This window comes from Streptomyces changchenzhani (assembly GCF_039766235.1).
In the GTDB taxonomy this organism is placed as follows: domain Bacteria; phylum Actinomycetota; class Actinomycetes; order Streptomycetales; family Streptomycetaceae; genus Streptomyces.
In genome coordinates this window covers 292,981-315,230 of the sequence record NZ_JBDHNH010000003.1, presented here as the reverse complement: position 1 = coordinate 315,230, position 22,250 = coordinate 292,981, and the positions used below count along the sequence as shown (strand labels likewise).

The following is a 22,250-nucleotide window of genomic DNA, read 5'->3' as shown; positions in this document are numbered from 1 at the left end:
GACGGGGCTCATGCGTCGGGCAGGATGCGGGCCGGGCGGGGCCGCAGCTTCGCGATGTTGCCGACGGGCGGTGCGGGCAGGTCGCCGGTGGCGGTCTTGCGGACACCGGCGTTCTCGGCGGTGGTGGTCACCAGGTCGGCCGGGGTGCAGGACAGGATGTCGCAGAGCGCGGCCATGACCTGCTGACCGGCTGGTAATCGACGCGGTTCACGAAGTCCTGCGGCGCTTGGTTCACAGTGTCCGGCGTGGACGTCTCCATGGTGGACAGCAGCTTCGCCACGACGTCGTCCAGGGGGCGCTCGGAGAAGTAGGTCTGTAGTGTGTCGATCCAGTGCAGCACGTAATCGTCGACGGAGTCGTCGTGCCGCAGCGTCTTCAGCGGCACCTGGCACAGCCGGTTGATCCGGTCTCGCTGGCGGCACACGACCGCGATATAGAGTGATCGAATAGGGGATGACATCGTTCTGGACTGGCAAACGGGTACGCCTGCGCGGTATCGAGCCCGACGACTGGACCGCGTTCATGCGCTTCGCCGAGGACGAGGAGCGGCTGGGGGACCTGCTGAACCCTCCTCGTTCCGCCGAGGGCGTCCGTGCCTGGGCGAAGGAGCAGGCCGCCGCCAAATCTGATGGCGACTGCTTCGGGTTGGCAATCGAAGCAGTCGACACGGGGAAAATCGTCGGTGCTGTCGGCTCGCACCACGCTGATCCACGTGCGGGCTGGTTCGAGTACGGCATCACGATGGGCGCTGATCACCGGCGCAAAGGCTACGCGGCTGAAGCCGCGGTGATGCTGCTGCGCTTCATGTTCGCCGAGCGGCGCTTTCATAAGTGCGAAGCGCGGGTCTTCGCACACAACGAGGCGTCAATGACATTTCATCAGCGGCTCGGTTTTGTTGAGGAGGGCCGCCTCCGCGACCACGTGTTCTTCGCCGGTCAACACCACGATCTCGTCATCATGGGCATGCTCGCCGGCGAGTTCGCCCAACTGCACTCGACGAGCGAATGAGCTCCCACCCAGAGCGCCGATAGTCGCTGCTGCCAGTTAGGCAACAACGATTAGTTGTGTGTGAGGGACAGGATCGTGGGCCCTCACCGAGGCGAGCAGCAGGCCGGACACCAGATAGGTGAATACGTCGACCAGCACGGCGAGCGGCGCACCGCCCCTCAACCTACCCAACAAGCCGAAACGGCCCGCCAGTTGAACTGGCGAGCCGTCACGATATTCCGAGGTCAGTGCCCCGGTGTGGGTTCACCTCACGAGGACCACAGAGTCGTCGGCGTACAGGAGAGCGCCGAGGCCACGGATCTCCCTCCTCCGACGCCGACACCGGCGACAAGCGGCAGGCGGCAGGCGGCACCGCCCCACCTGCCGCCTGACATTACCCCTACGCCTCCTCCGGGAATCCCTCTCCGCCCAGCACCTCGCCCGAGGTGCCCCCGAAGAAGCTCTCCATCAGCTCGTCGACCGTCACCTCGGTGGCTCCGGCCGGAACCGTGGCCTTTTCGCCCTTGCCCACGCGCAGCACAAGTGCGAGCTTCTTCACCTTCGCGTCTTGCGCCAGCTTCGCGAGATCCACGGACACCTCGCTCAGCGCACCGTTGTTGAGCGTGAAGCGCGCGGTGACCTTCTTGTTAGGCGCTTCCTTGAGGTCCTTGTCCGTCGGCAGCTCGGCACCCGGCGGCAGATCCTTCGCCAGCGGACGGATCTCGTCGACCAGCTCGGTGAGCAGAGTACGGAGCGGGGCGGTGGCGGTGACGTGCTCGGTGTCGCCCTTCCCACCGGCGGTCTGCAAATCGACCTCGCGAGCAAGGACTTCACGAAGGGCCTTCATAAGGTCCTTCTGCGTCTTGGCATCGAGGGTGGGTTCCGCCGAGGGCTTCCCGCCTTCCGGGCCCTGCCCGGCGCCCATCTCGTCGCGGGTGTCCTCAAGGTCCTTCGTCGCGACCTTGACCCATTCGCCCTGGAGCAGCTTCTTGAAGGCTCCAGCGCTCTTGGACAGCTCGTCGGCGGGCGGCATGGGCATGCCCGTCATCTTTTCGAAGCCATCCACGTCGGCGCGGAAGTACGTGTATTTGCCGACGAGCCGGTACTCGAACAGGTCACCGTCCGGGCTGCTGAACTTCATGGCTACGCCGGTGATGTCCTTGTCGCCCGACTCGGCGAGAGGCTTCTTGGACTGCATCGAGACGGAGAGCCGCCCCGCAGTGAGCAGCTCGGCGACCTCGTCCGGAATTTCCTCGCCGGGCTCCGCATCGGCATCCAGTGCCTTCAGCGTCTTGGCGTCGGCGTCCAGGTCGAGTTCGAAGGACAGCGAGTGTTCCTGACCGAGCTTGTCGAAGGCCCGGTCGAGCTTCTGCCCGGCGGACAGGTTCTCCACCGTGCCGCAGGCGGTGGATCCGGCCAGGACCGCAGTGGCGACGGCAGTAGCGGTCAGGGTTTTACGTATGGCGGAAATGACGATCTCCTCGTAGGCGCGACCACGATGGTGGCCGTTGAGAAGACTGATCAACCCCAGGAAAGGTTGTACGCCACAGGCGGGTTGATCAACTGACTCGGGTACGCATAACGGGACCCTGCCGGCCGGCTCGGACACTTCGTCGCTTGGCTGAGCGCGGTCAGCGGTCATCCCGCCCGCTACTGGTTCCCCTACTTGTTCGGGTCCCGGAAGCGGCCGAACGCCTTCGTGAGGGCGCCCAGCGGCGAGCCGTCCGCCTTGACCGGCCCCGACGCGGGCGGCCGGGGCACGCCGTCGCCACCCGTCACCTCGGCCAGCGCGGCGTGCGCCGCCTCCATAGCCTCCCGGTACAGGTCACGGGAGTTCGTCATGGCATCGAGCGCCTCGGCGTACTGGGTGACCATGCCTTGGGCGTGGACCAGCTCCTCGTCCGGAGTGAGCAGGTGCCAGCCCTGACGCAGCCGCGTCAGGGCCCGTTCGGCGTCGGGCGGCAGCGGCCGCGGCAGTGCGGCGAACTCCTTGATTCTGTCGAGGAGTTCGGTCGGTTCCGAGCCGTCCAGGAAGACGCTACGCACAGTAAAGCGCTCCGCGTCGTACCCCGGGCCTTGCGGCGCCGTAGGCAGGACGACGGCGCCGCCGCGCGGTATCCGTACGCCCAGCTCCCGCTTCATCGCGAAGTCGGCGACCTGTGCCTGCTCCGGCGTGCCCCGGTGCTCGATCACCCGGTGCCGCAGGCTCGGCGGCAGGAACGCCGAGATCGGCTGCTGCCCCATCGCGTCCGGCGTCATCGCCTCGTGCACCACGACATGGATGAACCAGCTCTGCCGGGTGCAGTCCCTCAGCCGGTGGCGCAGCTCGCCGTCTTCCTTCGGCAGGTGATTCGTCGTCCGCTGGCGCACGCCGGGCACCGTGTCGTGATCCCAGGCGACCTGCTCGCTGTCGGGCCAGAACATGGTGGCGGGCGAGGGCCAGTACACGTCCCACGCTCGCTCCGTCTCGGCTGCGAGGACCCAGGTGACGCCCTCGCCTTCCTTGCGGCGGGCCTCGGGGTCGTACGTGGTCAGCTGCGCGCGCACGGTGACGTCGTCGGCCACGCGCCAGCGGGCCTCGAAGAGGCGGCGGGCCGACGGGCCGGGGTCGGCGGACCCGTCCCGCGGGTGCAGGACTGTGGAGCGGGCCGCCTCGACGGGGTCGAGGTCCAGGAAGTCATCGAGCACCCCGGCCGCCTTGAGGGCGATCAGGTTGCGCCGGACGTCCTGCTCGGGCTCGGGCCCGAGGTGGCGCCCGCGCCCCAGCCACGCGGTGTCGGGGACGGTGGTCGAGGAGGTGCTTTTCTTGGCCATGGAGTCGTTCCGTGGGTGATCAGGGCCCGACCAGTATGGCCTGTGGACCTGGCGACGGAAGCAGCGCCCCGTCCACGGCTCCGCCACGCTCGACGGGCCATACGTGGAGTTCGATGGGGACGCCTTGTGGGCAGCCTTGAACGAGCCGAGTTCAGAGGGCAGGTCCCACCGAGGCCAGCAGGTCCGGCACTTCCATGCGATGGGTTCCAGCGTGCGGCGATGGTTGGCCCACCGCCGCCCCGCCAGGTGGATCGGCCGACATGAGCGGATCAATCCACACCCGTATCGCATCAGTGATCACTGACCGGACGGACATGTCCAATCAATTGGACAGTTGACTCAAGGGTCCAATCGACCAAAGAGCCGGCCTTGGCCCTGGAAGTGGGCACACTGGCTGCGGACTCTCCCGCGCTCGGCGATCAGCTCAGCGTGCGCAGCATCGCCGCGTCGAACGGTACGAGGTCGCCGTCGCGGCCCTCGAAGACCTTGGCGGCCCACTCCGGGTCCCCGAGGAGCGCGCGCCCGACGGCGACGAGGTCGAACTCGTCGCGGTCCATCCGGTCCAGCAGGCCGTCGATGCCGCTCACGGCGGCCGACTCGCCCTTGAAGGAGCCCATGAACTCGTTGTCGAGACCGACTGAGCCGACGGTAATCGTGGGCTTGCCCGACAGCTTCTTGACCCATCCCGCGAGGTTGAGGTCCGAGCCCTCGAACTCCGGCAGCCAGTAGCGTCGCGTCGAGCAGTGGAAGGCGTCCACGCCGGCCGCGACAAGCGGGGTGAGGATCGCCTCCAGCTCCTCCGGAGTGTCGGCGAGGCGCGCCTCGTAATTGCCCATCTTCCACTGCGACATCCGGAGCAGGATCGGGAAGTCGGCCGAGACGGCGGCGCGGCAGGCGGCCACGATCTCGGCGGCGAAGCGGGTACGGGCGGGGAGGTCACCGCCGTAGCCGTCCTCGCGCCGGTTCGTGCCCGACCACAGGAACTGGTCGATCAGGTAGCCGTGCGCGCCGTGCAGTTCGACGCCGTCGAAGCCGAGGCGCTCTGCATCAGCCGCACCTTGGGCGAAGGCCGCCACCACGTCGTCGAGGTCCTTCTGCGTCATGGCGTGGCCGGTCGGGGACTGCGTCCCGTCGAGGGCGAGCCCGGAGGGGCCGGACGGCGGCGCGTCCGGGAACGGCGGCGCACCGGCGGCGCGGGCCATGCCGACGTGCCACAGCTGCGGCATGATTCGGCCGCCCGCTGCGTGCACCGCCTCCACCACGCGTCCCCAGCCCGCGAGCGCGTCCGCGCCGTGGAAGCGCGGCACGTTGCCGCTGGTCCCGGCGGCGGCGTGGTCGACGTAGGTCCCCTCGGTGATGATCAGGCCGACACCGCCCGCCGCACGGCGGGCGTAGTAGTCCGCGACATCTGCGCCTGGGACGCCGCCCGGCGAGAACTCGCGGGTCATCGGCGCCATCGTGATCCGGTTCGGCACGGTGAGGCGGCCCAGCGAGAACGGGCGGGAAAGCACCTGCGCCGCGCGGGCGGCGGAGTCGCTGGATGTCACTGTCAGTCTCCTCGGTCGATACGTGAATGGGGACGGCCACGGCCCGGAGGCATGGGGTCCGCTCTACGCAACCAGGGAGAGCGGCGGCGCCATCCAACTCACGGTGTCTGCTGCGCCACACCGGCGACGGGAATATCGCTGGCGGTTGGCCAATCACGGAACATGGCGTCAGCCGACCGACGACTTAGGGGGATCCGGCCTACGTCTGCTGAGATTCTGCGCGCGCCGAAGCGACGGCCCAACCGGAGGACCGCGGACCCGGCTCGCGACCTCTCCACCACGGGCCGAGCGTGTCGGCCATGTCTTGCTCCGTTCAACCGGTGCGATGGCGCCACAACAGCTGGTGCCCGTGAGGTGGCGAATCAGGAGGTGGGAGTGAGTACGACCTTGCCCCTGATCCGGCCGGCGGCGCTCTGCTCGTGCACCAGGGCGGTCTGCGACAGGGGGTAGGTGGCGCTGACGTGGACGCGGATCTCCCCTGCGTCGACCTTCTTGGCGAGTGCCGCGAGCTGGTCGGCGTCGGCCCGCAACTGCATCTGGAGGTCCCGCACACCCCGCTCCGGATCGGGCACGGCGGGTGACGCCGTCGAGAGGATCACGCACGCCGCCTGGACGGACGAGCCCGGTCAGGGCCGCCATCTGCGCTTCGGAGGCCATCACCAGATTGAGCACCACATCGACCGGCTCGGTCAGTGCGTCGGCCGGCGTGGTCACGGTGTAGTCGACGATCTGGTCCGCACCGTCCTCCCGGACCGCTTCGGTGCTGCGCGGGCTAGCCGTGGCGATCACGAACGCCCCGGCCTGCTTGGCCAGTTGCACGGCGAACCCGCCGACGCCCCCACCCGCACCGTTGATGAGCACCCGCTGACCTGCTTGGAGCCCCGCGTGCTCGAACAGCGCCTGCCAGGCGGTCAGCGCCGTCGCGGGCAGCGCCGCGGCCTCGGCCAGCGGGATCGAGGTCGGCGCGGCCGCCAGAATGCCGGCCGGAACCGCGACGAACTCGGCGGCGGCCCCGTCGAGCATCATCGGCAGGAACCCGATCACCTGATCCCCGACCGCCCAGTTCGTGACGCCGTCGCCGAGCTCCGCGATCGTTCCGGCGACATCGATACCCGGGATGTGCGGGAGCGCCACCTGGAAGACCTGCTGCAGGTACCCGGCGCGGATCGCGGCGTCGACCGGGTTGAACGAGGTCGCCGCGACCTCGACCAGCACCTCGCCGGGTGCCGGTTCGGGCCGAGCGGTGTCCTCGTAGCGCAGGACGTCCGGGGCGCCGTACTCGTGGAAACGTACTGCCTTCATAAAGCCTCCTGAGGGTCATCGATACGGACCGTCGTCCCGGATTTCGAGACCGATCCCTATGTGCTGAGAATTCGAAGCACTTCATGACCCTGCATCTGCTTCGAGTTCGCAGCAAGTAGAATCTACGTCCATGCCGCACACGCCGTCCCTCGATCCCGAACAGCTGGCCGCCTACTTCGCTCTGATGGAGGTCAGCACCCTGCTCCAGCACGCCGTCGATCAGCAGTTGCGCGAGGACGGCGGCCTCAGCTACACCCAGTTCCAGATCCTCGCCACGCTCGGCGAGAATCCCGACGGCCGGCAGCGCATGACCGACATCGCCGACCGGCTGGTCCACAGCCGCAGCGGACTGACCTACCAGGTCACCCAGCTGGCCAAGGCCGGGCTGGTCACCAGGGCACCCTCCAGCGACGACGAACGCAGCATCACGGTCGCCCTCACCCCGGACGGACGGGCCCGGCTCGGCCAGGTCATGCCCGGCCACGAAGAACTTGTCCAGCGCCTGCTCCTGGCGCCACTGGCACGCCCGGACATCACCACCCTCAGCGACACCCTCGGCCGCGTCCGCGAACACATGCAGACCATCCCGCCCCGCTCCACCGCCCCGCGTCGCAAACCCACACCCAAGCCTGCTGTGTGAGTGCCCCCTCCCCCGGACGCGGCGGAAACACCTGCGCACAACCGCCAATGTGAAGCTTTAACGCCAGGTGGCCGGCTCGCCGGCTCGCCGGAGAACGAAACACGTCCCGACCAATCACGAGCTGCACGAAGGGGTACTTCGCGGTCCAACGGGGATCCGGGTCGGCGACCGCGTCGGTGCGGCCAGCGGCGACCGGCCGGCAGCCCGCCCCGCCGGGACTGGAGGCCGTCGTTCGCGCACGCCGCCCCGGTCAGCGGGGCGCGCTGCACGCCGCGCTGAGCGACCTTGCCGACGAGGGCCGGGCATCCCCGATGAGCACCGCAGCGACTTCCGCACACTCACACCGCTGGTGCTGACGCGCGTGCTGAGCCGCGCGGGAACACAGGTCCACGAGCCGTGCAGGGAAGTGGAGGCGGTGATCCCCGATCACACCTTGGGAACGGTCGCTCGAGGATCGCCGGCCTAGGTGGGCACATCGGTGCCACGCAGGAAAGCGGCGACCGGTGGCCCCTCAGTGCCGAACTGCCCATCGGAAAAATGCAGGAGCTCGGCGACGCCCTTCCCGGCCTCGGATCCCCCGCACGGGTGGGCCTGTGGGCGGGTCGTTCCCCCGGTGGGGCGGTTCGCTGTGAGGGGTCAGCCGGCGGACGGCGTGAGGGATCGGGGGCGCAGGTCGGTCCAGCGGGCCTCGACGAAGTCCAGGCATGCCTCTCGGGTGTTCTCGTCCAGGGCGATCGTCCATCCCCCGGGAACCTCGGAGAAGGACGGCCAGAGCGAGTGCTGTCCCTCGTCGTTCACCAGGACCAGAAAGCGGCCTTCGGGGTCATCGAAAGGGTTGGTGCTCATGTGTCAGTGCCTCCTCAGGGCAGACGGGCCGGTGCCGGCCGCGTCGTGAGTGTGCGTCAGGTCGTTGTTGTGGGTGGGGCGGTGGGCAGGCCCGTTGCCGCGCCCCCGGCAAGGAACATGGGGCCCGTTCAGGAGGTGGATCGGAGACAGAGGGAGGATAAGCATTAGGTTAGGCTCACCTAATGCAGGATGAGCCTAACCTCTCCCCTTCCCTCTCACAAGGAGAAGTTCATGCGCCCAGTGATCGATCGGGTCCGCACCGAGTACGGCGCGAACGTGCCCCCGAGCACGTTCTCCCGGACCACGGGCGGCCGCCTCACCGGCCGGCCATGACCGCTCCCGATTCCGGCCCCGCGGCTGACAACGACAATGCCTTCGCTGAGTTCGGACTGCCCGGCAGACCAGGCACCGACGAGTTCTGGGCTTCGGCACGGACGCCCGCGTCGATACCTGCCGACGACGGCGGCTGGCTGACCTTGTTCCTGTGGCGCGGGTCTTCGGCGAGCATCGACTTCGAAAGCTGGTCACAGCCGGTTCCCCTGCGCCGGTGGGCCGATACGGACTGCTGGTACGCCGAAGTGCGCATGCCCGCGCGGCTGCGGGTGACCTACCGAATCGTCGCGGGCGACGCGGCCTACGCCGACCCGCTCAACCCGGTCGGTGCCGGCGGTGACCGGTCCATCGCCGCGACCCCGGACGCCCCGGCCCAGCCGCACTGGCCCGTCGTCGGCGCCGACGACGTCCTGCCCCTCCCGCGCACCCGGATCCGCTGGACCAGCGAACGGCTCGGCGGGCGGCGCACCGTACGCGTTCACCCGGCGGGCGGCGGCGGACCCGTGGTCCTGCTGCTCGACGGGGACGACTGGCTGTATCTGCACCCGGCGATGACCGCGTTCGACTCGGCCGTCGCCAGCGGTGAGCTGCCCCCCGTCACACTCGTCTTCCTTCCGGCCAAGGACCGGCAGGCCGAGTTCGGGTGCAGGCCCGAGCTGTGGGAGGCGGTCCGGGACGAACTGCTACCGCTGGTGGCGCAGTCCGGCGTCCCTGCCGACCTGGACCGGCTGGTCGTCGCCGGGCAGAGCCTGGGCGGGCTGAGCGCGATGTACGCGGCGTTGGAGTTCCCGGATCTGGTCTCGCGAATCGCCTGCCAGTCGGCGTCCTTCTGGTGGACACCCGACGCCATGGACCAGGCCGACCCCTTGGGCGGCCCGGTCGGCGGCGCCATCGCCGAGCGCCTGCGCCGGCGCCCCGACCTGTCCCGTCTGCGGTGCGCGTTCGACGTGGGGGAACACGAGACACGGATGCTGCCCCACTGCGAGCTGACCGAGACCCTCACCGAACAGGCCGGTGCGACCGTGCGTGTTTCGCGGTCGGCTTCGGAGCACGACCGGGCAGGCTGGCGGCACGCCCTGCTCAGAGACGTCGCCTGGGCTCTCGCCTGAGCGGTTCCGGGGGCGTGTTCGGACACGCCCCCGGAACCGCCCGGCGCTTCACCTCGCCACGGCCAGGCAGTAGTCCGCGTCGCCTGCCAGCAGGTTGCGGTGGGTGTCCTCTGCGGTGATGACACCGTCGTCCAGGACCAGAACACGGTCGGCGGCGTCCAGGAGGGCCGGACTACTGGTGAGCACGACCGTGGTCCGGCCGCGGCGCAGCTCCGCGACGTTGCGCGCGATGAGCTGCTCGGTGACCGCGTCGACGGCTGTCGTCGGGTCGCGCAGGACCAGTACGTCGGTGTCGGCAGCCAAGGCACGGGCCAGGGACAGCCGCTGTCGCTGCCCCCCGGACAGGTTCGCCCCGCGGTCGCGGACCGCGTAGTCGAGCCCGTCGCGGTGGAGGGCGACGACATCGGTCAGCATGGACGCCTCGACGGCCTCGGAAATCGTCCGGCTGGTGCCCGACGGGTCGATGTTCGTGCGGAGGGTCCCCGCAAAGATCTCCCCGTCGTACGGATTCACCAGCATGTGCTCGCGGACCGCCTCGATCGACAGGTCCGCGAGCGCCTGCCCGCTGACCCGCACCACTCCTTCGTACGCATGGGGCGCGACGTTCACCGCGAGGACCGACGCGAGGTCGGCCGCCGCGCGTGGCTGGTAGGCGGCGATCGCAACGAACTCGCCGGCGGCCACCTCGAACTTCAGCTTGCGCAAGGACCCGTACCGGACGCAGTCGACCTGTAGGTCTCCGCCCGCGGCCGGGCGCTGCGGGCCCGGGGTCGTGATCGGCGGCGCGGTGAGCACGAGCGCCATCCGCGCGGCCGAAGCACGCGCGATCATCACGTACTTGGGCATCTCCGAGAACAACTTGAGCGGTTCCATGATGAACTGCGCGAGGCCCACGGCCATGACCAGTTCACCGATGGTGATCTGGCCGCCGAACGCCAGCCAGCCCGCCGTCAGGGACACGGCTGCGGCGAGGACTGCGTTGAGGGCCAGCGCGGTGCCCGCGTACGTGCCGTTCACCTTGGCGACGGTGATGGCCTGGCGCTTCGCGTCCGCGCTGACCTTCCGGTAGGACCCGAACGCCGCGTGGTTGCCACCGAAGCCGTGCAGCGGGCGCAGGCCGATGATCAGGTCAGCGACCTTCGCGCCCGCCCGCGCCACCCGGGCCTGCTGTTCCTGGGTACTGGCGCCGATCCGCTTGGACATCACGGCCAGGATCGACAGGATCGCGACGGTCCCCGCCATCACCAGCAGGCCGAGCCTGATGTCGGCCAGGCCCAGCGCGACCGCCGCGACCACCACCGCGACCAGGGAGCTGATCAGCAGCGGCACCACCTCGACGATGTCGGCGGTCTGGTCGGCGTCCTCGGTGGCGATGGTCAGCACTTCGCCGGACTTCAGGTCGACGTCCCTGGCCACCGGCTGGAGCCCGCAGGCGGCCACCCGGACCCGCCAGCGGTGCGCCTCGGTCGTGTTGGCCTTCTGCAGCACGCGCATGCCGAACCGCCACGACAGCGACACCGTCGTGATGATCACGGCCAGCGCGGCGATCGACAGGCCGAGCGCGCCCAGACTGCGGTCCTGCATCGTGTGCTCCACGATCAGGCCGAGCGCGATGGGGAAGGCCGTCTCCCCTGCCTGGTACAGGCCCATGAGGACGGTGCCCCAGACCATGGCCCCGGTGTTGCGGCGCAGTGCGGTCCGCAGGATGTCCGACCCCGGGCGGGGTCGCTGCGTGTCAGGAGTTTTCATCAAGGTGGCGGGCAATCGCTTCCGGGGTTCGCAGGGTGAAGAGATCACGGATGGTGATCACAGGTCCGTATTCCCGGCGGAGCAGCCCGATCAGCCGCACCGCCAGCATGGAGTGCCCGCCGAGGGACACGAAATCGCTCACCGCGCTCACCTCGTCGTCGTCCAGGTCCAGTGCCTCGGCGAAGAACTCGCACACGGTGGTCTCGGTCTCGGTCTCCGGGCCGCGTTCTCCGGCGGTGGTCAGCGCGCCGAGCGGCTTGGCCTCCGGCAACGCCTTGGTGTCGGCCTTCCCGTTCACGGTCAGCGGGATGCTGTCGACCTGGGCGTAGTGCGTCGGGCGCAGGAAGTCCGGCAGCCCGGAGCCCACTTCGCCGGCGACCGTCGCCAAGTCGGAGCCGTCCAGCACGAGATAGGCGGCCAGCCGGTACGCGCCGTCGACCTGTGGGTCGGGCTGGGCGACCGCGGCGGCGAACCGCACTGCCGGGTGGGCCGCGAACAAGGCCTCGACCTCGCCCAGTTCGACCCGGTGCCCGCGGATCTTGACCTGCTGGTCGGTGCGGCCCAGGTACGTCAGGTTCCCGTCGGGCCGCCGGATGACCAGGTCCCCGGTGCGGTACATGCGCTCGCCGGGGTCGCCGAACGGGCACGCGACGAAGCGGTGCGCGGTCTGGGCGCTCTGCCCGAGATAGCCGCGTGCGATGCCGATGCCCGATACGTACAGCTCGCCGGGAACTCCGTCGGGCAGGGGCCGCAGCCACGGGTCGAGGACGTACACCTCGGTGTTGTCGATCGCCACGCCCACGACCGGGTCCAGGCATTCGAAGGTGCCGACGCCGAGGGTGTTGATGGTGTACTCGGTGGGTCCGTACAGGTTGTAGCCGACCGTCCCCTCGGTCTCGGCGAGCCGGTGCCACAGCGTCGGGGTGACGGCCTCGCCGCCAAGGAGCACCAGCGCCGGGCGCCGTGCCGGGTTGTCGAGCAGGCCCTCGGCCACCAGCTGCTGTGCGTAGGTCGGGGTCACGTTGATGACGTCGATCCCGTGTTCGAGGCAGTACGCGACCAGCCGGGGTGCGTCACGGCGCAGTTCCTCGTCGCAGATGTGGATCTCGTGGCCGTCGGCGAGCCACAGCAGTTCCTCCCACGACATGTCGAACGCGAACGACACGGTGTGCGCGATTTTGAAGACCCGGTGGTCGTGCTCCGCGAGGACCGGCTCGAAGATCCGCCGCTGGTGGTTGATGAGCATGTTGGTGAGCCCGGCATACTCGGTCACCACGCCCTTGGGCTTCCCCGTAGAGCCGGAGGTGTAGATCGTGTAGGCGGGGTGGCGCAGGCGGTCCGGGTCGTCCGGTGCGAACGTCACATACGGTTCGGTCCCGGTGAGGGGGCGGTCCAGCTCGATCAGGTCGCCGCTCAACCGGGGTGACACCGCGCTCACGGTGAGGATCACCTCGGGGCGGGCGTCCGCGACGATCGCCGCGATCCGCTCGTCGGGGTGGTCCAGTTCCAGCGGCACATACGCGGCGCCGACGCGCAGCACGGCGAACAGCGCCACGATCGAGTCGAGTGAGCGCGGGATCGCCAGGCCCACGGTCGTCTCGGGGCCGATGCCCCGCCGGGCGAGCACTCCCGCCACCGCACGGCTGCGGTCGCGGAGTTGGGCGAAGGTCATGGTCGAGCCGTCGGCGACGAGCGCGATCCGCTGCGGATCACGGTCCGCCGCCTGGTCGAAGCGGTCGACGACGGTGTCGGTGCCGACTTCGGTGCGATCCGCGGGCTTGGGATCGGCTCCCAGCCCTCGCAGCGCGCCCACCTTGCCCGTCGACCGGGCCACGTCCTCAAGGACGCGAAGGTAGTCGTCGAGGAGACGACGGGCGTCGTCCGGTTCGCGGTCGCGGTGCTCCAGTTTGACCGTGAGCCGGTCGCCGGGCGTGACGACCCAGGTGAACGGGTAGTGCGTGGAGTCGTCGGCCTTCACCGAGGTGACGCCGTGCCTGGTGTTCATCTCGGCGAACGCGTCGAGGTCCAGGAAGTTCTGGAGTACGAACAGGTTGTCGAACAGGGTGTCCTGCCCGCAGGCCCGCTGGATCTCGCCGAGCCCCAGGTGCTCGTGCTCCATCGCCGCGACCCGGTCCGCCTGTACGGCCGACAGGTAGGCGCCGACCGTGTCGTCGGGCCGTGCCCGCGTCCATGTGGGGACCGTGTTGAGCAGCACACCGACGATGCTTTCGTGGCCCTCGCCCTCGCGGCCCGAGACGGTCACGCCGAACACGGCGTCACTGCGGCCCGTGTGGGCGCCGAGCAGCAGGCCGAACGCGCCGGTCAGCACCGAGTTGAGTGTGACGCCGTGCTCCCTGGCCGCGTCCCGCAGCAGCTCCGACAGTTCGGCGGAGAGTGTGTGTACGAGAGCGCGCGGCAGGTCGTCCGAGACGGAGGGGGTCGGCCCGGCGAGCAGCGTCGGACCTGACAGCCCCGACAGGTGCTCCGCCCAGAAGCGGTTCGACACCGCGGGGTCCTTGGCGTCGAGCGTCCGGGCGTAATCCTCGAAGCTCGGCGTGGCCGGGGTGGCGTCCAGCGGCTCGCCCGCGACGACGGCCTGGTAGGCGTCGAACAGGTCGCCCAGCAGGATCTCGCGGGACCAGCCGTCCCAGAGCAGCAGATGGTAGCTCAGCAGCAGGCCGTCGCGGCCGTCGGGCAGGCGCACCACGGTCACCCGGATCAGCGGGGGCTCACCCGGGTCGAATCCCGACTCGCGGTCCCGGGTGCGGAAGGCTTCGACGTCGGCGTCCGTCGTCAGACGGACCGTGTGGACATCGACCTTCCGGCCCATCTTGAGGACCTGGACCGGGTTTCCGTTGTCGTCGGTGGTGAAGCCGGCGCCCACGACGGGGTGCCGCGCGATCACGTACGCCATCGCCTCGGCCAGCGCGTCGGTGTCCAGGCGCCGGTCGAAGGTGAAGTAGCTCTGCGCCACGTAGTATCCGGCCGTGCCCGCCATCTGGGCCTGGAAGTACAGGCCTCGCTGGAGCGGGGTGACCGGCGCCGTGCGCTCGGCCGTCGCGGCGGCGCCGGCGATGTGCTCAAGTGCGCTGCGCCAGTGCTCGGTGATCTCGTCGGGTATGCCCGCGGCGAGGGTGAAGGCCGCGTGCAGGCTTCCGGTGGCATCGTCGATCCACGCGTTGACCTCGACGGCGTACGGGCTGCCCTGGTCGCCGCCGGTGAGGTGCAGCGCCTGGGACTCGCTGCCCCGGCCGAGGTAGTTGAACAGCACCTGCGGGCGGGCGTTCAGCAGCGGCGCCGTCTGCGGGTTGAGGTACCTGAGCTGGCCGTAGGCGACGTGCCCGCACTCGTCCGGCTGGCGTTCGGCGACCTCGCGGGCCGCCGCGACGGGCTCGGTGTGTGCCGTGAGCCGTAGCGGTGCGATGGAGGTGAACCAGCCGATGGTGCGGGTGTAGTCGTGGTGTTCCAGGGCCGGGACCCGGCCGTGCCGCTCCAGTTCGATCGTGAGATCGGTGGGCGTGGGCTGAATGTGTGTCAGCGCGGTGCGCAGCGCGCCGCACAGCAACTCGGTGAGACCCACGCCGAGTGCGGCGGGCGCACTGCGCGTCAAGCGCTCGCTCACCTCGGGCGCGAGTACGACCGTGGTCTCGCGCAGGTCCTGGACCGCGGGCAGCAGCGCGGGCGCCCGGAGCGTGGTGATCCAGTCTCCGAGGTCGTCGATCACCTCGGTGGACCGTACCGCCAGTGCTTCGGCGTACTCGGCGTAGGACGTGGTCGGCGGCGCCAGGTCAGCCCCGCTCATGGCGGTGGCCAGGTCGTCGAGGAGGACCAGCCAGGACACTGCGTCGACGGCGATGTGGTGCACGGTGACCACCAGGGTCCGGCTCGCCTCCAGCCAGGAGAAGGCGATGACGTCTCCGGATTCGGGGTCGAGCCGTCCGGCGGCTTCGTTCGCCGCGGCCGTGGCATCGGCGGCGTCCGTGCGGGCGACGGTGACCTCGCGGGCGGGTCCGGTGCGCAGGGACCACACGCCGTGCTCGACGCGCAGCCGCAACCGGAGGGCCGGGTGTGCGGCCACGACGGCGTTCGCGGCGCGCCGGGCGTCGGCGAGGTCGGTGCCCTCGGCTGCCACCAGCGTCCTGGCCTGGGCGAACCGGGCCAGCGAACCGCCCAGTTCACGCTGGCGCAGGATGATCGGTGTGGCCGGCAGCGGGCCGTCCTCCCGGCGGGACGGCGCGGCCGTCACGGTCTGCGGGGTGCGCGTGGCCACGTGGTCGGCGAGGGCGCGCGGTGTCTTCCACAGGAACACGTCGCGGGGGGCGATCGGCAGGCCGAGCGCCCTGGCCCGGTTGATCACGGTGATGGCGACGATGCTGTCGCCTCCGGCGCCGAAGAAATCGGTGTCGGCGTCCACATCGGCGCCGGGCAGCGTCTGGGCGAAGATGTCGATCAGCGCGATGAGCGCGGAGTCGCTCGCGGCCACCGGGGTGTCGTCCCGTGCGGCGCGCTCGGTCAGGGCCTTACGGTCCAGCTTGCCGTTGACCGTCAGCGGGAGGATGTCGACCGGCAGGACCCGGCCAGGCACCATGTGCACGGGCAGCCTGGTGGACAGCAGGGCGGCGAAGTCACCGGGCACCTGTCCCACAATGTGCGCGACGAGCTGGTCGCCGCTGTCCGCCACGGTGACGGCCACATCGACCACACCGTCGAGTTCTCTGACCGCGGACTCCACTTCACCGAGCTCGATGCGGAATCCCTTGAGCTGCACCTGGTCGTCGGCGCGGCCGGTGAACTCCAGCTCGCCGTCGAGCGTGCGGCGGGCGAGGTCGCCCGTGTGGTACATGCGAGAGCCGTCGGCCGCGAACGGGTTGGCCACGAACCGGCCCGCGGTGAGCCCGGCCCTGCCCAGGTAGCCGAGCGACACCTGGTCGCCGGCGACGTAGATGGCGCCCACCCGGCCCGGCGGCACCGGCCGGAGCCGGTCGTCGAGCAGGTAGGTGAGCAGGCCGGGGATCGGACCGCCGATCGGGCTGACGTCGGCGCCGTGGCCGAAGTCCTCGTCGGTCAGCACGCGGTGGGTGACGTGGACGGTGGTCTCGGTGATGCCGTACATGTTGACCAGCTCGGGCGAACCGGTGCCGTGCCGCTCGACCCAGCCGCGCAGCTTCCCGAGATCCAGTGCCTCGCCGCCGAAGATGATCCGGCGCAGCGCCGTGACCGGCTCACCAGCGTGCCGGTCGGCCTCGATGAACTGGTAGAACGCCGACGGGGTCTGGTTGAGCACGGTCACCGACCGCTCGCGGACCAGCCGGTGGAAGTCGACCGGGGAGCGGGTCAGCCCGTACTCCGGCACCAGCAGTTCACCGCCGTGCACCAGCGCGCCCCACAGTTCCCAGACCGCGAAGTCGAAGGAGAAGGAGTGGAATTGGACCCATACGTCGTGCGGGCCGAAGTCCATGTCGGGGCGGGTGTTCGCAAGGAGCGTCACCACGCTGGAGTGCGGGACGACGACGCCCTTGGGCCTGCCGGTCGAGCCGGACGTGTAGATCACGTACGCGGGGTCGTGCCAGCTCACCTCGGGCGCGGTGGAGGCCGAAGGCAGCTCATCGCCCTGGACGAGCACGCGGGCCTGTACGCCTGCTCGGGCCAGCAGTCGGGTGAAGCGGTCGTGCTGGTCCCGGTCCACGAGTACGACCTGCGGAGCGGCGTCGGCGAGGATGTACTCCAGCCGTTCGTCCGGGTACGCCAGGTCCAACGGCACGTACGCGCCGCCCGCGGTGACGACCGCGACCAGGGCGACGACCTGTTCGAGGGAGCGCGGGACAGCGATGGCGACCCGCTTTCCGGAGCCGACACCGGCCGTGCACAGGGCCGAGGCCAGCTCGTTCTTGGCGGTCGCCAGTTCGCCGTACGTCAGTGACAGGGTAGCGCCGTCGAGAGCGCATTGGGTGACGGCGGTGGCTGCCGGGTCACGGTTCGCGGCGGCATCGAAAAGTTCGCCCAGGGTCGCGGGGGTGATCGGCGCCGGGCGCCGGCCGGCCTCGGGGGCCAGCTCGCCGACCGGGGCGTTTGGCCGGTCGAGCAGGCCGGTGAGGGTCCGGGTGAACGTGTGCAGGATCGCCTCGGCGCTCTCCCGGCGCAGCAGTTCCCCGTCGTAGATCAGGTTGAAGCGCGGACGGCCGTCGAGTGCGCGCTCCACCACCAGCGTCAACGGATAGTGCGGGGCACCCTCGTTGACGATGTCGGTGATGACCAGCTCGTCGCCGGGCGAGCGCAGTGCGTCGACGTCGGTCGCGACGTCGAACACCACCAGGGTGTCGAACAGGGAGCCGGCGCCGGCCTCGCGGCCGATCCTCGCCAGTGAGACGTGCTGGTGCGCCAGCACCGCGCTCTGGTGTTCCTTCACCGCGGCGAGCAGGTCGCGGGCCGTGGTGGTACCGGCCCAACGGGCGCGCACGGGAATGGTGTTGATGAACAGGCCCACCATGTCCCCGATGCCGGGCACCTCCGCGTCGCGCCCGGAGACCGTGGACCCGAATACGACGTCCGTGCCGTGCAGGATGCCGCCCAGTGTCAGCGCCCACGCGCTGTGCACGGCCACGCTCAAAGGCACGCCGGCGGAGCGGACGGCCGCGTCGATGTCGTCGGCGGGCTCAGCGGCGATGTCGGCGAACCGCTCCGAGGGGGTGTGCCCCTCGGCGACCAGCGAGGGGCCTGGCAGAGCGGCGAGTTCGTCGCCCCACACCCGGTCGCTCTCGTCCTGGTCGCGTTCGGCGAGCCAGCTCACGTAGTCGCGGTAGCCGCCGAGCGGGTAGACGGTTCCCGGCGCCGAGTACTCGGCCAGCAGCGCGCGGAGCATCGGCGGCACCGACCAGCCGTCGGCGATGATGTGGTGCACGGTCTGCACCAGGACGTTGCGGCCGGACCCGGCGCGGATGAGCGTGTAGCGCATCAACGGCCCGGTGGCCAGGTCGAAACCGGCGCGGCGGTCACGCTCGGCGTGGTCGCGGATCTCTTCGTCGGTGATGGCGGGGCGGTCCAGCGTGGTGAAGGGCGCCTGCACACCGCTTTCGAGTACGGAGACGACACGGCCGTCGGCGAGGGCCGTGAACCGGGCGGCCAGGTTGGGGTACAGCGTGAGCAGCCGGGTGGCTGCCGCCGCGAGCCGGTCGGCGTCCACGTCGCCGTCCAGCGTCAACAGTTGCTGCTCGACGTAGCTGCCCGTCGCGTCGTCGTCGAAGACCGAGTGGAAGTACAGGCCTTCCTGCAAGGGGGTCAGCGGCAGGATGTCCCGCAGCGCCGGGCCGTCCAGGTCGTCGACATCGGCCTGGGTGAGCGGCACCAGGGCGAAGTCGCTGGGAGAGTGGCCGCCTTCTTCGAGTGCGGCCAGCGCGGCCAGGGCCGCCCGGAAGTACTCGCCGAGGGTTGCGATGTCCTCGTCGGTGAATATCCCCTCGGGCCAGGAGATGGTGGTGACCAGTTCGTACGCGCCACTCGCGTCGGGTTCGGCGATCGCGTTGAACTCCAGGGCGCGCGGCATGCGCATCCTCGGGTCGCGCTTCTCGCCCAACTGCCCTGTGGTGCCCGCGAGTTGCCAGGCTCCGGCCAGGCCCGCGTCGAAGCGGCCCAGGTAGTTGAACAGCACCTGCGGTGCGGGCGCGGTCAGCGCGGTGTTGGTCAGGTACCGCAGGGCGCCGTAGGAGACGCCGTTGCTCGGCACCCGGGCGAGGTCCTCCTTGACCGCCTTGAGGGTGGCGGCCAGGTACTCGGGTGCGGTGAAGTCGGCTGCCGTACCGGGGTCCACGGTCACTGGGAACAGGGTGGTGAACCAGCCCACGGTGCACGACAGATCGGGCTCGAAACCGGCGGCGCCTGCCACGAAGCGTTGCTCGCGGCCGTGTCCCTCCAGTTCGATGTGGGCGAACGTCTGATCCTGTCCACGGTCACGGCGCCACCGGGCGAGGGTGACGGCGAGCGCGGTCAGCAGCACGTCGTTGACGCCCGCGTGGAACTTGGCGGGTATCTCGCCCAGCAGCGCGGCCGTGTCCTTGGGCCCGATGGAGACGCTTTGCGTCCGCTCGCGGGCGACGGTGTCGGCTTCGGTCAGCGCACGCCTGCCCAACGGTGCATCCACTCCCGGCAGGGGCCGCTGGTAGTGGGTACGGTCGCTGTCGGATGTCGCGTGCCCCAGCAACTGCGTCCAGCGCCTGAACGACGTGCCCACGGGGGGCAGGTCGATCGGTGTGCCCGAGGTCAACTGGCGCCATGCCGCGGCCAGATCGTCCATCAGGATCCGCCAGGACACGCCGTCGATCACGACATGGTGGGCGACCAGGACCAGTTGCTGTGCCTCGCGCTGCCAGACGGCGCGCAGCATCACTCCGTTGTCGGGGTCGAGCCCGTCGGTTGCGAGCGCGATGCACTCGTCGAGCGGGCGGTCGCTCTCCTGCCACCCCGCGTCGGCCTGGCCGGCCTGCGGGATGTCGAAGCTCCAGCGCTCGCCGCGCACCAGCTTGGCGCGCAGCATGTCGTGGCGCCCGAGCACCGCGGCGAGGATCTCGTCGAGTGCGTCGGCGGTCAGGTCCGCCGGCGTGTTCAGTACGACCGACTGTACGAAGCCGTCGATCGCGTCCGTGGTCTCGCCGAGCCACTGCACGATGGGCGATCCCACGACGGAGCCGGTCGCGACATCGCCGGTGTCGACGGCGGAGACGTCTTCGCGGCTCGCCACCGCGGCCAGTGCCCCGAGGACGCTGTGGGTGAAGATCTGCCGCGCGGTGACATAGAGGCCCTCGTTCCGCAGCGCGCTAAGCAGTGAGATCGCCAGGATGCTGTCTCCGCCGAGCTGGAAGAAGTCCTGGTCGACACCGGCCTTCTCCAGCCGAAGGACGGCCGCGACGGCCGTGCACACCACGCGCTCGTTGTCGGTGGCGGGCGCCACGACGGAGCCTGTGCCGATCACGGGCTCCGGCAGGGCGGCCCGGTCGACCTTGCCGTTCGCGGTGAGCGGGAACTGCTTCATCACGACGAGGTGGGTGGGCACCATGTACTCCACCATGTGCTGAGTGGCCCACGCCTTGGCCTCGTCGGCCTGCAGGTCCTCGTGGCCGGCGGCCGGGATCACGTACCCCACCAGGTAGGTGCCGCCCGCCGTGTTCTTCTTCGCGACGACGCAGGTGTGCCGTACGCCGGGGTGTTCCGCGAGGCTGGCCTCGACGTCCTCGATCTCCAGCCGCATGCCTCGGATCTTGATCTGGTTGTCGGCGCGGCCGAGGAAGTCCAGCGACCCGTCCGGGGCGAAACGCGCCAGGTCACCGGTCCGGTACAGCCTCGACCCGTCCCCGGCGAATGGATTCGCCACGAACCGGGACGCCGTGAGGCCCGGTGCGTTGACGTATCCGCGTCCCAGGAGGAGTCCTCCCGCGTACAGCTCGCCGCCGACCCCGACCGGGACCGGGCGCAGTTCGTCGTCCAGCACGTACAGCTGGGTGTTGGGGTTGGCCTTGCCGATCGACGTCGACAGGCGCTCGGCCGCGCCACGGTAGATGACGTGGGAGACACCGATGGTCGTCTCGGCCGGGCCGTAGCCGTGGTAGAGGGGGATGTCGAGCTGGGTGCGGAACCGCTCGTAGAGCTCCGGTGTCAGCACCTCGCCGCCGCACCACACGTGCCGCAGGCTGCTGAGGCGGCCGGAGTCGCCCGCCATCTCAAGGAGCACGTCAAGCATGGACGACACCAGGTAGGTGAAGGTGACGCGCTGCTCGGCGATCACGCTCAGCAGGTGGTGCGGGTCCCGCTCGCCGCCGGGCCGCAGGATGACCAGCCTGCCGCCGGACACCAGCGGCAGGAATATCTCGTTGATGGAGATGTCGAAGGACAGCGGCGCCTTGAACAGCGACGCGTCGTCGTGGCCGAAGCCCAGGATCTCATTGACCTGCCACAGCAGGCGCTCGCTGATCGCCTCGTGGCGGATCATGGCGCCCTTGGGCCGCCCGGTCGAACCGGACGTGAAGATCACATACGCCAGGGCCGTGCCGGGCACGGTCGCTTCGGGTGCCTCGGTGGGGTAGGCACCGAACTTCCAGTCGGCGAGGTCGACGGCCACGGCGTCCGGTTCACCCTCGCCGTGCTCACCCGATGTGTTGAGCTGCAGTACGACCCGGGCGTCCTCGACGACGACGGCTCGGCGCGCGGCCGGCCACTGCGGATCGAACGGTACGAACGCGCACTTCGCCTGGAGCACGGCGAGGAGCCCGATGACCATGTCGGCGGAGCGGCCCAGCGAGATACCGACGACCTGCTCGGAGGTGAGGCCGCGTTCGATCAGGTGATGGGCCAACTGGCTGGAGCGTTCGGCTGCCTGACGGTAGGTCAGCGACTGGTACTCGTCGACGATGGCGACGGCGTCCGGCCTGCCGCGCACCTGCTCATGGAACATCTCCATGATGGTCGGGCGGACCCGGTCGGCCCGGGTGTCGTTCCACTCGGCCAGGGCTGCGATCCTCGCCGGGATGCTGGACGGGCTGATGGTGCCGATGGGCCGGTCCGGGAAGTCGGCCAGGTCGTCCAGCGCGAGCTGCGCGTCGGCCGGCCCGACTCCGTCGGGGACGGTGATGCTCCGGCCGTCCGTACCGACCTGCCAATCCCCGCTGCCCGCACCGCCGTTGTCGATCCACCCGAGGACGTCGGCGAACAGCGTGCCGGAGGTGAGGTCGATGCCGTCGGGACTGTGGCCCGTCGTCCAGTACGACAGTGCGATGGCGCATGCTTCGACGATGGTCCGGTCACCGTAGTCGCCGGTTCGCCGGCGCACATCGGCCAGGCGGGCGGGAGAAAGCAGTACGCGGGGAGCGCTCGGTTCCATCATCGAAGACTCAGTATCCTTCCAAGGCATACAGGTCAGCCTAACCTAACTTAGGTTCG

The 22,250-nt window shown here is 69.9% G+C and carries 12 protein-coding genes and 1 pseudogene; 3 read left to right on the top strand and 10 right to left on the bottom strand.

All coding sequences use genetic code 11. The features are described 5' to 3' along the window. Positions 1-8 precede the first annotated feature (8 nt). Both ABCR94_RS12860 and ABCR94_RS12855 read right to left on the bottom strand, forming a co-directional pair. Positions 9-131: a hypothetical protein gene (locus ABCR94_RS12860; protein WP_347119391.1), complete on the bottom strand. Its 123-nt coding sequence runs from the start codon at positions 129-131 to the stop codon at positions 9-11. Further along, a complete protein-coding gene (locus ABCR94_RS12855) occupies positions 128-424 on the bottom strand; it encodes an Imm49 family immunity protein (protein ID WP_347119390.1) in 297 nt (98 codons plus the stop codon). Before ABCR94_RS12855 ends, ABCR94_RS12860 begins: the two co-directional genes overlap by 4 nt. A gap of 29 nt (positions 425-453) precedes the next feature. Between ABCR94_RS12855 and ABCR94_RS12850 the strand changes: the two genes are divergently transcribed. Further along, a complete protein-coding gene (locus ABCR94_RS12850) occupies positions 454-1,008 on the top strand; it encodes a GNAT family N-acetyltransferase (protein ID WP_347119389.1) in 555 nt (184 codons plus the stop codon). Positions 1,009-1,387: 379 nt separating this feature from the next. Here the strand turns inward: ABCR94_RS12850 and ABCR94_RS12845 are convergent, their stop codons facing one another. The 5 genes and pseudogenes from ABCR94_RS12845 to ABCR94_RS39050 all read right to left on the bottom strand — a co-directional run bounded on the left by ABCR94_RS12845 (position 1,388) and on the right by ABCR94_RS39050 (position 6,650). Next, positions 1,388-2,512, bottom strand: a complete 1,125-nt coding sequence (locus tag ABCR94_RS12845) for a hypothetical protein (protein WP_521976862.1) — start codon at positions 2,510-2,512, stop codon at positions 1,388-1,390. A gap of 137 nt (positions 2,513-2,649) precedes the next feature. Beyond that, positions 2,650-3,801 (bottom strand): hypothetical protein, encoded by a 1,152-nt coding sequence (locus ABCR94_RS12840; RefSeq protein ID WP_347119633.1) that lies wholly within the window; start codon positions 3,799-3,801, stop codon positions 2,650-2,652. Positions 3,802-3,924: 123 nt separating this feature from the next. Then, positions 3,925-4,117 (bottom strand): annotated as a pseudogene (locus tag ABCR94_RS12835) (transposase); the annotation flags it as partial. A gap of 103 nt (positions 4,118-4,220) precedes the next feature. Further along, positions 4,221-5,354 carry an NADH:flavin oxidoreductase gene (locus tag ABCR94_RS12830; RefSeq protein ID WP_347119632.1) on the bottom strand — a complete coding sequence of 378 codons (1,134 nt, stop codon included), beginning with the start codon at positions 5,352-5,354 and terminating at the stop codon, positions 4,221-4,223. Positions 5,355-5,516: 162 nt separating this feature from the next. Then, on the bottom strand, positions 5,517-6,650 hold the full coding sequence (locus tag ABCR94_RS39050; protein ID WP_521976860.1) for an NADP-dependent oxidoreductase: 1,134 nt from the start codon (positions 6,648-6,650) through the stop codon (positions 5,517-5,519). A gap of 130 nt (positions 6,651-6,780) precedes the next feature. On the opposite strand from ABCR94_RS39050, the gene ABCR94_RS12815 reads away from it, so the two are divergent. Further along, entirely contained in the window at positions 6,781-7,290 is a 510-nt protein-coding gene (locus ABCR94_RS12815) for a MarR family winged helix-turn-helix transcriptional regulator (protein ID WP_347119388.1), read from the top strand. 636 nt (positions 7,291-7,926) lie between these two features. Here the strand turns inward: ABCR94_RS12815 and ABCR94_RS12810 are convergent. Then, a complete protein-coding gene (locus ABCR94_RS12810; RefSeq protein WP_347119387.1) occupies positions 7,927-8,136 on the bottom strand; it encodes an MbtH family protein in 210 nt (69 codons plus the stop codon). Between the two features lie 329 nt (positions 8,137-8,465). On the opposite strand from ABCR94_RS12810, the gene ABCR94_RS12805 reads away from it, so the two are divergent. Further along, positions 8,466-9,578, top strand: a complete 1,113-nt coding sequence (locus ABCR94_RS12805) for an alpha/beta hydrolase-fold protein (protein WP_347119386.1) — start codon at positions 8,466-8,468, stop codon at positions 9,576-9,578. 48 nt (positions 9,579-9,626) lie between these two features. On the opposite strand, the gene ABCR94_RS12800 is transcribed toward ABCR94_RS12805, so the two are convergent. Beyond that, positions 9,627-11,327 (bottom strand): ABC transporter transmembrane domain-containing protein, encoded by a 1,701-nt coding sequence (locus ABCR94_RS12800; RefSeq protein ID WP_347119385.1) that lies wholly within the window; start codon positions 11,325-11,327, stop codon positions 9,627-9,629. Then, positions 11,314-22,194 carry a non-ribosomal peptide synthetase gene (locus ABCR94_RS12795; RefSeq protein ID WP_347119384.1) on the bottom strand — a complete coding sequence of 3,627 codons (10,881 nt, stop codon included), beginning with the start codon at positions 22,192-22,194 and terminating at the stop codon, positions 11,314-11,316. Before ABCR94_RS12795 ends, ABCR94_RS12800 begins: the two co-directional genes overlap by 14 nt. Positions 22,195-22,250: the final 56 nt, after the last annotated feature.

Excerpts from the sequence above, each read along its gene's own strand:
- ABCR94_RS12850 (WP_347119389.1), top strand. The coding sequence starts at position 454 with ATGACATCGTTCTGGACTGGCAAACGGGTACGCCTGCGCGGTATCGAG.
- ABCR94_RS12840 (WP_347119633.1), bottom strand. The coding sequence starts at position 3,801 with ATGGCCAAGAAAAGCACCTCCTCGACCACCGTCCCCGACACCGCGTGG.
- ABCR94_RS39050 (WP_521976860.1), bottom strand. The coding sequence starts at position 6,650 with ATGAAGGCAGTACGTTTCCACGAGTACGGCGCCCCGGACGTCCTGCGC.
- ABCR94_RS12815 (WP_347119388.1), top strand. The coding sequence starts at position 6,781 with ATGCCGCACACGCCGTCCCTCGATCCCGAACAGCTGGCCGCCTACTTC.
- ABCR94_RS12810 (WP_347119387.1), bottom strand. The coding sequence starts at position 8,136 with ATGAGCACCAACCCTTTCGATGACCCCGAAGGCCGCTTTCTGGTCCTG.
- ABCR94_RS12805 (WP_347119386.1), top strand. The coding sequence starts at position 8,466 with ATGACCGCTCCCGATTCCGGCCCCGCGGCTGACAACGACAATGCCTTC.
- ABCR94_RS12800 (WP_347119385.1), bottom strand. The coding sequence starts at position 11,327 with ATGAAAACTCCTGACACGCAGCGACCCCGCCCGGGGTCGGACATCCTG.
- ABCR94_RS12795 (WP_347119384.1), bottom strand. The coding sequence starts at position 22,194 with ATGATGGAACCGAGCGCTCCCCGCGTACTGCTTTCTCCCGCCCGCCTG.